Annotated in this window: 2 protein-coding genes; both read left to right on the top strand. The window is 60.3% G+C overall.

Annotated features, from left to right (window positions below):
* The first annotated feature begins 345 nt into the window (after window positions 1-345).
* Window positions 346-1,437 carry an AAA family ATPase gene (locus DI606_RS19590; protein WP_202902493.1) on the top strand — a complete coding sequence of 364 codons (1,092 nt, stop codon included), beginning with the start codon at window positions 346-348 and terminating at the stop codon, window positions 1,435-1,437.
* Window positions 1,343-3,799, top strand: a complete 2,457-nt coding sequence (locus tag DI606_RS19585; RefSeq protein ID WP_080727355.1) for a S8 family peptidase — start codon at window positions 1,343-1,345, stop codon at window positions 3,797-3,799. The genes DI606_RS19590 and DI606_RS19585 overlap by 95 nt, the downstream gene beginning before the upstream one ends.
* Window positions 3,800-4,039: the final 240 nt, after the last annotated feature.

The raw sequence follows: 4,039 nt of genomic DNA, 5'->3' as shown, positions 1-4,039 counted from the left end.
GACAGATTGGGAAATGTCTGTTACGCGCCCAAGTTGGTCGTACGGCTCGCGTCTTCCTGCGCTGTTGAGCCGAACGACAGCTATGACGTGGTCTGGGACTTTTCTGCCATTCCCGAGTCTCATGTCGAACGTCTGGTTTAGCCATCAGTGGACATTCAGCATTCCACGCACCTCACCGTAGGATGAAAAAAAACTGCCCAGATAGCGGCATGCCAGCTATTAGATGATCAACAGGTGGTAACCTCCATTCGGCCAGAAACGCGTGAGTGCGCATTGACGTCCGGCAACTTTCATGGCGTATCTAAATACGCAACAGGGGGTGTATCGCGAGCCATTCCGCGATACATGATGGAAATGGCATCGGCACAGCAGCTCATAGGTCTCGTAAAGAGCCACGCGGAGGGGGATTCCGATCGCTTCTTCGATCTTGCTATGCAGCTGTCGGCTGCAGAGGAGCAAAAGGGTCACAAGCGCTTGGCCGAAACGCTGCGGCAGTGGGCCAATGCTGGCCAGACGCCTCCTGCCTCGCGAAAGCCGAATCTCACGCCAATCGCCGCTCCGCGTGGTGATCTCGCCGAATTCCTGTTCGCCTCCTATCCCAGCGAGCGGTTGAACAGCGTTATTCTGCCACCGCTTATCGGAGAAGAGCTGGCGCATATCGTTTTCGAGACCCGCATGCGTGAGAAGCTTGAAGAGAAGGGCCTAAAGCCGCGGCGGCGCATTCTGCTTTCCGGACCTCCGGGCACTGGAAAGACGATGAGCGCCCACAGCCTTGCCGGCGAGCTCCAGTTTCCGCTCTTTTCCGTGATGCTGCACGGCCTCATAACAAAGTTCATGGGCGAGACCGCCCAGAAACTGAAACTCGTGTTCGACGCCATCAAATCGACGCGTGGCGTCTATCTCTTCGACGAGATCGATGCTCTCGCCGCAGCGAGGGGCGATGGCAATGACGTGGGTGAAGCGCGCCGGGTGCTGAACTCGTTTCTCCAGTTCCTCGACGAGGACACCGGGCCTTCGATCGTCATCGCTACGACTAATCTGGCCGAAATCTTGGATCGGGCAGTCCTGCGCCGTTTCGATCTCGTCCTTTCCTATGAGTTGCCCGATGCGGCATCGATCCGCCAGGCTCTTGAACGACGCCTCATCGGCTTCTCCCACGCACGCCTGTCTTGGAAAAAGGTCACCGATTGCGCGATCGGGCTGTCGACGGCCGATGTCGTAGCCGCCGCCGAAGACGCGGCGCGGCGCGCGGTTCTTGGCGATCGCAATAGCATAACGACCGTCGATCTAGTGAATTCGCTAGAGCGTCGTCGCTCGCTGCAGGGGCTGGGAAGAAGCGCGAATGCCACGGAATTTACCTCACTTTCTCCTAAAAGACCTCGGAAAGCCGCATCCGTTTCAGGCCAAGGGCGGGGGCGGCGGCAAGACGCCAAGTGACGTCCTCAATCGCAGTGGCCATGCGCAGGCTCTTCTGCAAGCAATCGACCAACTCCCAGCGATAACAGCGGACGGCCTCCCAGGGGTCTATCTCGAAGTCAAAGGCCGACCGGGCGAGCCGCTCGCCAAGGATAGCCTGGGATCAAGCGGCATTGAGCTGCTGCGCAGCGCCGCCGAAGTCGTCAGCGGAAGCACCACCGAAACCGCCACCGTCTTCGCCACGGCCCAGGGCGTGGAGAATCTTCGAAAGAAGATCGAAAAATTCGAGACAGAAGATACGCCGGACAGGGAGAAGGACGGCGAGATCATCCCCGGTCGCCCCAAGAACGCCACTCTTGTTCAGAGCATGGCGGCCATTACCGAGGCGGGCCTGCGCGCGTTATGGCGCGGCCCGCAGGAGAAATTTCCCGCTGGCAATGGCGCGACGCACTGGGAAATCTGGCTTGAGCCAAGTGAAGCGGAAGCCTTTATCGCCCAGGCCGCTGCCTATCAGGTTCAGATCGGGACCGATCGCCTGCACTTTCCTGAAGATGTCGTCGTCATCGGCCTCGCGACACGGGACCATATCGCGCTGGCCGTGAGACGACTTGGCTCCGTGCGTGCCCTTGCGGCGCCAGCGGTGACCGCTGATTTTTTCGATGCTCTGGAGGTCCAGGAGCAGGCTGCATGGGTTCAGGATCTCGCCCAGCGGACCACCTATGCCGGCGGCCTCAATGGAGGTTATGTCACCTTGTTGGATACGGGCGTTAGCCGCGCCCATCCGTTGATCGCTCCCGTCCTTCCGTCACAGGACCGCCACGCCGCCGACCCGGCCTGGGGGCTAGACGACGTGAAAGGGCACGGCACTCAGCTTGCCGGCCTAGCACTGTTTGGCGACCTAACGCCCGATCTGCAATCGACGATGCCAGTCACTGTTTCGCATCGTCTGGAATCGGTGAAGCTGATGCCGGACGGAGGCCCCAACCCGCATCACCTGCTGGGGGTGGTGACGCGCCGTGCGATCAACACAGTAGAACAGACTGTGCGTCGGCGGACCTTCACCATGGCGGTCACGACCGACGAGGACACGCCCCATGACGGCGCGCCCACATCATGGTCGACCGAAATCGACCAACTCGCCGCTGGCGTCTCAGGCGATCGGGCGGCGCCGCGCCTCATCATGATATCGGCGGGTAATACCAACAATTCCATGTTCACAGCGGGTCACTATCTCGACATCTGCGATCTGCCGGAAAATGAGCTGGAGTCGCCCGCACAGGCCTGGAATGCCATCAGCGTGGGCGCCTATACCGAAAAGACTATGCTACCACCCAACGAGGGCCTCATCAGCGTCGCGCCTTTTGGCGACCTTTCCCCCAGCTCCCGTACCGCATCCTGGACTTCGACCTGGCCGCTCAAGCCCGATATCGTTCTCGAGGGCGGGAACTGGGCTGCCGACAACTTGCCTCCACCGCTGCGACACGGCTGGCTATCCCTTCTCACGACCCATCATGCCTATCCGCAGCGCTCGTTCAGTTTTACGCATGACACAAGCGCTGCGACGGCGATCGCGGCGAAGCAGATTACCGAACTCTGGTCGGACTATCCGCTGCTATGGCCCGAAACCGTTCGCGCCCTCTATGTGGCGTCCGCTCGATGGACGCCGCAAATGCAGTCGCATCTTCCCGCCAATGCCAACAAGGGCAGCTACGCCCGGCTCTTTCAGCGTTACGGCTACGGTGTTCCTGATCTCGAGAGGGCGCATCGTAGCGCGTCTAATGCCCTTACCCTGATCGTGCAGGACGTCATCATTCCGTACGGCCTCTCTGAACAGACTGGCGGCGATGTTCACAGGGAGATGCGACTCTTCACGCTGCCATGGCCCGTCGAGGAACTGCGCAAGCTCGGCAACGCCAATGTGAACCTTCGGGTCGCGCTCAGTTCCTTCGTAGCGCCCAACCCGGCCGAGGCATCGCGCGGCTCGCGATATCGCTATGCCTCTCATAATCTTCGGTTCAAGCTGAACCGGGCCGCAGAAAATGCGCAGCAGTTCATGGCGCGCATCAGCAAGGCGGTCGAACCCGTCGGCCCTCAGGTCGAAGAAGATGACCTGTGGGACTTTGGGAGCATCCGGCGCGATGTCGGCTCCCTGCATATCGACCAGTTGACCTGCAGAGCTTCAGACTTGGCGAGACGCAATCTTCTGGCCGTTCATCCCGTCGCAGGATGGTGGAAATCCAAGAAGATCCTGGAGGAGGGAGAGAAAGAGGCTCGCTTTGCTCTCGTTGTGGAGATCGATACGCAGGGGATCGAAGCAGACCTTTACACGGAGGTCCAGGCGGCAGTCGCGGTCCTCAGTGCGACCCAGCCGATCATTATCTAGCAACCCGGTGCTGACACGTTGGCAGGCGTGATGGGATTGTCCGTAGCGGCGAAAGGCGTGCTGATGGGCGAGAGATAATTTCGGCCGCGGCAGCTTACGGAGTAGCCGGACATATGCATTTCCGCGCCGAACGTCCGGCTCTGGTCGGTTGCCGACTCCGAACGACCGTCAGCTATCCACGCATCCCGGCTCCGAACCGGACAGTCGCCTACCGGCCAATCGCGGTCATTTACATGCGAG

Source organism: Sphingobium sp. (genome assembly GCF_003248505.1).
In the GTDB taxonomy this organism is placed as follows: domain Bacteria; phylum Pseudomonadota; class Alphaproteobacteria; order Sphingomonadales; family Sphingomonadaceae; genus Sphingobium.
Note: the sequence above shows the minus strand (reverse complement) of the source record. Positions and strands in the feature narration are given on the sequence as shown.